General features: G+C 37.8%; 4 protein-coding genes. 3 read left to right on the forward strand and 1 reads right to left on the reverse strand.

The annotated features are described in order from the left end of the window. The first annotated feature begins 145 nt into the window (after positions 1-145). A complete protein-coding gene (locus ACY65O_RS09450; protein ID WP_462220608.1) occupies positions 146-952 on the forward strand; it encodes a queuosine precursor transporter in 807 nt (268 codons plus the stop codon). 60 nt (positions 953-1,012) lie between these two features. On the opposite strand, the gene ACY65O_RS09455 is transcribed toward ACY65O_RS09450, so the two are convergent. After that, complete coding sequence (locus ACY65O_RS09455; RefSeq protein WP_462220609.1) at positions 1,013-1,582, reverse strand: DNA alkylation repair protein; 570 nt, start codon at positions 1,580-1,582, stop codon at positions 1,013-1,015. 261 nt (positions 1,583-1,843) lie between these two features. Between ACY65O_RS09455 and ACY65O_RS09460 the strand changes: the two genes are divergently transcribed. Together ACY65O_RS09460 and ACY65O_RS09465 are read left to right on the forward strand one after the other, a co-directional pair. After that, positions 1,844-4,822 (forward strand): PKD domain-containing protein, encoded by a 2,979-nt coding sequence (locus ACY65O_RS09460; protein WP_462220610.1) that lies wholly within the window; start codon positions 1,844-1,846, stop codon positions 4,820-4,822. Positions 4,823-4,873: 51 nt separating this feature from the next. Beyond that, on the forward strand, positions 4,874-6,427 hold a 1,554-nt coding region (locus tag ACY65O_RS09465; RefSeq protein ID WP_462220611.1), incomplete at its 3' end, for a hypothetical protein.

A 6,427-nucleotide genomic window follows, 5' to 3' on the forward strand; every position in this document is an offset into this window, starting at 1 on the left:
TTATAGTTAATGTACTTTTTTTGCTGCTTGCTTTTATATTCTATTCCCTTAAAACAGCAGTAAAAATACCCCGCTGGATTATTATCTTTAACATCCTGATTTTTTGCTGTCAGGTTTATTTTCATTTCATTTTAAAATAAATAGTATGATACATACCATACTCAAAGATAAAAGCACCAAACTCTTTATTTTACTGGCCGGTATTTTTATAACCAGTGCTTTGCTGGCCGAAATAATCGGCGTAAAAATATTTTCGCTGGAAGATACTGTTGGTGTGCCCCGTGCCAATATCAATTTGTTTGGCAGCCCTTTTAGTTTTCATTTAACAGCAGGGGTGTTGCTGTGGCCCGTTGTTTTTATCATGACGGATATCATCAATGAATATTATGGCAGGCGGGGCGTAAAGTTTTTATCGTACCTCACCATTGGTTTAATAAGTTATGCGTTTTTAATTTTTACCGGCGCTATTAATTTAGCACCATCCGAATATTTTTCTATTGGTAATAACATTGATACACCCGATAATGCATTTCGTGGCATTTTTGGCCAGGGCATGTGGATTATTATTGGTTCGATGGTGGCGTTTTTAATTGGGCAGGTATTAGATGTATTGGTCTTTCATCGTATTAAAAAATTAACCGGCGAAAAAAATATTTGGCTCAGGGCAACCGGCTCTACATTGGTTTCTCAACTGGTGGACAGTTTTGTAGTATTATTTATTGCGTTCTATATTGGCAAACGCATTCAGACAAACCAGGGGGAACCATGGAGTTTACACCAGGTTTTGGTAACCGGTACTGGTAATTATATTTATAAATTTGCAGTGGCAATTGTGTTAACTCCTGTAATATATCTTATACATGGCTGGATAGAAAAATACCTGGGTAAAAAACTTGCAAATGAAATGAAAGAAGCTGCAATGGCTGCTCCATCTCAAATTACAAATTCTTAAACCCCTGAGGTTTCAAATTTATCATTGAATTGAATAAGTTTTTAAAAACCTCACAGATTATCATTTCTCTTTTGCAAAATTTTTATTGATCCACACTACTGCTTTTTTTACATAATATTCTTCATCATTTTCCAGCGGTTCAATTAATTTTTTTATTTCGGCATGCAGCGTTTTATCCCTGGTGTACCACTCTACCAGCACAAGGCTAAGTCTGCGTTCCCAAAAATTAGCAGAACGGTTGTATTTTTTTGCAAGTGCAAAAATTTCTTTTGGATGTGTTTTTAAAATAGTTTGCAAACACTGCATACCAACAGTATCGCAAACGGCCCAGTTATCAATGCCCGGTGCAAAATATTTTATAAGCTGTAAAGATTTATCCGCATCTTTTTTTGCGATCTTCTGCAAAATTTTTGCTGCTAAAAGTTTTTCTTCATAAGCACCTGCATCCCACAATTCTTTTATTAAATTAAAACTACCGCTTTTAAATTGATTTGATAATTCATTAAGTTCTGGATTACGAACGCCATAAATTTTAGTTACGCCAGGCACAAATTTTTTTTGTGCAGCCAAAGCTTCCGGTGTGCTTTTTTCTTTAAGTATTTTTTGTATCGTTTTTAAATCTGTATTCATAAAATACCTGTTTAATAAAATACTTCGTCTAAATTTTTACTTATTGTATAATTTTTGTTTGCGGATATTTTATAAGCTTCACATCCTGAATTTTAACATTGCCCAAATTAATTTGCTTTCAATAAAATATTGCAGATATAATATAAATGCCAGCATAAGCCTTTGAAGCCCAATACCCAATGCCAACCTTAGGTAAAGGTACTTTTTTTGTTAAATTTTTTAGCTTATCTTCATAGTCAATTGTACCAACCATAACTACGCATGAAGCACTTCTACCAGAATAACTGTTTATCAGCAGTTAAAACTATCTTTCGTTCCCTTACCGTTGGTTTACTTATTTGTATTCAAAATTTTTCTGCAACAGCACAATGCCCGCCAAATATTGATTTCGAAATGGGGGATTTTTCAGGATGGCAATGTTATGTAGGTACATTCAATGGTGGAAGAGTTATTCCGCTTACATCTCTTACACCTTCACCACCAACTGCAAACAGGCATGAAATGTTATCTTCAGTTCCGGGTAATGGGCCTGATCCTTACGGAAATTTTCCGCAAAATTGCCCCAATGGCAGCGGCTATTCTATTAAACTGGGAAACAACCAAACGGGCAGAGGGGCAGAAGCTGTTTCTTATACTTTTACAATACCAGCTACCCAAAATAAATTTAGTTTGATCTACAGTTATGCAATGGTGCTAAATGACGGTGGCTCAGGCCATGATGCTACAAGCCAGCCAAGAATGCAGGTAACCATTGATAATATTTCTGATGGTACCCCATTGCCATGTCCCCTTGATCCTTTTGTAGTGGGCAGCAGTTTACAAGGTTTTTTAACTTCCGTAACTCCTGGTCCCGGTAATTCACCCGTCTTGTATAGAAATTGGGTTTCTTCATCAATTAATCTCGATAATTTGGCCGGAAAGACAATCAGGATTGCTTTTATTACTGCCGATTGTTCACTCGGTGGGCATTTTGGTTATGCCTATGTTGATGTTAATCCGCAATGCAGCAGTTCATTTGTTGGTGCCACATTTTGCCCTGATGATACTGCAGTAATTATAAGTGCGCCGCCGGGTTATGAAACATACACATGGTATGATGGTTTAATGGGCGGAGTAATTGGTACGGGCCAAATATTAACACTTAACCCTCCACCTTTAGCCGGCGACTCAGTAAATGTTGTACTTAGCCCATTTGCCGGATATGGTTGCACCACTACATTAACTGCAATTTTGTGGGATACCCTGACTGTTAAAGCAAACGCCGGTCCCGACAGAGAAACCTGCGACAATAATCCAGTTCAGTTAGGCGGGCCGCCAACACCGGGCTTGGTTTACAGGTGGACTCCAACACCGGGACTTAGTAATCCTAATATATCAAATCCAATTGCCACACCCTCAGTAAGTACAACGTATACACTAACGGTAACCAACAGTGGCGGCGGTTGCGCTACGCCAGATGTGGTAAATGTAGATGTCGATATTTTAAGTGATTCGATTGAATTAATAGGTGTTGCAAGTTATTGTACCGGCAGCGGCCAGGCGGCAGCGTTAAAAGTATTGCCACATGATAATATACAGTGGTACAGAAATAATGTGGCGATACCCGGCGCTGCTCAAACCCTTTTAAATATTACGCAAACAGGGGCATATTATGCAATAGTATCCAGCTCTGCAGGTTGTAACAGAACCACCGCTGTAAAACAAATTGATATTTGGGAAACTCCGGTAGCAAAGTTTTCTCCCAATATTGCGGTGCAATGTTTTACAGGTAATCAATTTGTATTTACCAACAACAGTACATTAACTACAGGTGTTTTACAGTATGCATGGGATTTAGGCGACGGAACTACCACCAACACAAGAAACGTTTCACATAATTATACCAAAGAAGGTACATACAAAGTAAGATTAATAGCAACTGCACCTGGTGGTTGTGTTGACAGCAGTAAGTTTGATGTAGTGGTAAATGCAAGCCCTACTGCAGCTTTTGCTGTTGACGTACCCGAGCAATGTTTTAAAAATAACTGGTTTGTATTTACTAATAAAAGTACGGTATCATCGGGTACTTTAACTTATACCTGGGATTTTGGAGATGGCAATTTTGATAACTCTAACGATATTGCACACGGCTTTGCAGTGGCCGGTAATTACACGGTAAAACTAACTGCAAAAGAAACTAATGGAGGATGCAGTTACGACAGTTCTTTTCCTGTGATAGTACACCAAAGCCCTGTTACCAATTTTACAATTGATAACGATATACAATGTTTTCCGGGCCACCAGTTTGTATTAACAAATGGCACAACCATTTTATCTGATACCTTGCTTTACACCTGGAGCATGGGGGATGGGATAATTAAAACTGCAAAAGATTTTAATTACAGTTATGCAAAAGATGGACGGTATATAATTCAGTTAATTGCTAATACAACTTTTGGATGCAGGGACAGTGCTACTCGTAATGTAACGGTGCACCCTACACCTACAGCAGATTTTTCTGTACAACCTGTTTGCGAAAATTTACGTGTGCCGGTAATAAACAGAACTTTTAATAATACCGCATCTACTATAAACTATTTGTGGGATTTTGGTAACGGCCATCTGGATAATGTAATGACCCCAAATTACAGTTATCCTGCTGGTGGAAAATATACAGTAAGATTAACGGTAAGCACAGTGCAGTGCCCGGTATCTTTCAATACAAAATCAATTGATGTGGCCATTGAAACTGTAAAACCCGGTATTGTCTATCCTGATAAAGATGCGGCATTTAATTATCCTGAACCATTGCAGGCAAGGCAGTTTGGTAACAGCGTTACATGGACGCCGCCGACTAATTTAAATAACCGTTTTAGCTTTACGCCTATTTTTAATGGCATTACACCACAGCTTTACACCATACAAATTAAAACATCCACTGGTTGCTTAACTGTAGATACGCAATTGGTAAAAACGCATAAGAAGATTGATATTTATGTGCCTACAGGCTTTACACCCAATGGCAATGGTGTTAACGACAGGTTGAGGCCGGTGCTGGTTGGTTTTAGTAAAGTAAATTATTTTAGAATTTATAACCGCTGGGGCAAATTATTATTTAGTATGAACAGCGATCAGCCGGGTTGGGATGGAAAAGTAAATAATAAACCTGCCGAAATGCAAACAGTAGTATGGATGATTGAAGCAGTGGATGTAGATGGTAAAGTGCATAACCGTCAGGGAACAACGGTGGTGATACGGTAAATATTTAAAATATTTTTAAATTGCTATCGGATAGTTTATGAATTGTACAAAATGAAAATCAGGATTAAGAATAGAATATTTAAATACAACGTTAGATTGTTTTTATTAGTGAATGCTTTTGGTACATTAATAAATTCTTCTGCAATAGCACAATGCCCCGTTAATATAGATTTTGAACAGGGTGATTTTAATGGATGGCAATGTTGGACCGGAAACCATAAACTTAATGAAGATGGAAGCGATACAATTAATTTTGGTGCCGCCACTCTAACTCCAGTACCAGGCCGCCATTCTCTATTTACAACAATTGCTGCAAACGGGGTGGACAGCTTTGGATTGTTTCCTATAAATTGTCCTAATGGCAGCGGTAATTCTATCCGCCTGGGTAATGCAACAGGCAATCATGAGGCAGAAGGAGTTTCCTACACTTTTACAATTCCTGCGGCACAAAACGAATTTCATTTAATTTATCATTATGCAGTAGTTTTTCAAAATCCCGGTCATTTACTTTCGGAGCAACCGGCATTTAAAGTAAAGGTTGAAAATTTAACAGATGGCACAACAATAGATTGCCCTTCACTTAATCTGATAGCAAAAGATAATTTACCCGGTTTTTTTTTATCTGCCCGTAATAATACAGGAACTGATGTATGGTGTAAAAACTGGTCGGCAAATGCGGTTAATTTAAAAAACCTTGCAGGCAAAACTATCCGTATTTTTTTTACCACAGCCGATTGTACTTATACAGATCATTTTGGTTACGCCTATATAGATATTGATAAGCGCTGCGATAATTCTTTTAATGGTAATGTTTTTTGTGCCAATGATACAGCAGTAAATTTAACTGCTCCTTCAGGGTTTCAAAATTACACCTGGTACAACAATAATTTTTCGCAGGTGCTGGGTACACAGCAAACGCTGCGTATTAGCCCATTGCCTGCAACAGGTACTGTAATAACTGTTGAATTAATTCCTAAAGATGGCTACGGATGCAGGGATACACTTTCTGCACAATTATTTGATACATTGATTGTAAAAGCAAATGCCGGTCCCGATTTATCAAGCTGTAATTCAGTTGCTGTACAATTAGGTGTTGATTCTTTACCGGGCCTTATATACAAATGGAGTCCTGCAACAGGCCTTGATAACCCTGATATTTCAAATCCTTTTGCAAAGCCTGCGGTACTTACTCAATATGTACTAACGGTAAGCAGTAAGGAAGGTGGTTGTACAGATACTGATGCAGTAACAGTAAATGCAAAAACTGTAGATAATTTTGTTAACCTGAATGGACCTGCAAATTATTGTATTGGTACAGGCCCTTTTCCATTATTAAGTGTAAGCCCTGCAGACAGTATTCAATGGTTTAAAGATGGTATTGCTATTTCGGGAGCTGCACAAACCCAATATACCGTTACGCAAACAGGTAAATATTTTGCACAGCTTTTCAGTAATACCTGTCCATTACCAATAAACACAAAAGAAAAAATTGTAACTATTGATACTGCATTGCAGGGTATAACTTATCCCGTAAAGGATGTACCCTTTTATTTCCCTTTAAAATTACAGGCAAGACAATTGGGTACAGATTTTTTATGGTCGCCA

Source organism: Ferruginibacter sp. (assembly GCF_031430955.1).
Taxonomy (GTDB): Bacteria; Bacteroidota; Bacteroidia; order Chitinophagales; family Chitinophagaceae; genus Ferruginibacter.

Excerpts from the sequence above, each read along its gene's own strand:
- ACY65O_RS09450 (WP_462220608.1), top strand. The coding sequence starts at position 146 with ATGATACATACCATACTCAAAGATAAAAGCACCAAACTCTTTATTTTA.
- ACY65O_RS09455 (WP_462220609.1), bottom strand. The coding sequence starts at position 1,582 with ATGAATACAGATTTAAAAACGATACAAAAAATACTTAAAGAAAAAAGC.
- ACY65O_RS09460 (WP_462220610.1), top strand. The coding sequence starts at position 1,844 with ATGAAGCACTTCTACCAGAATAACTGTTTATCAGCAGTTAAAACTATC.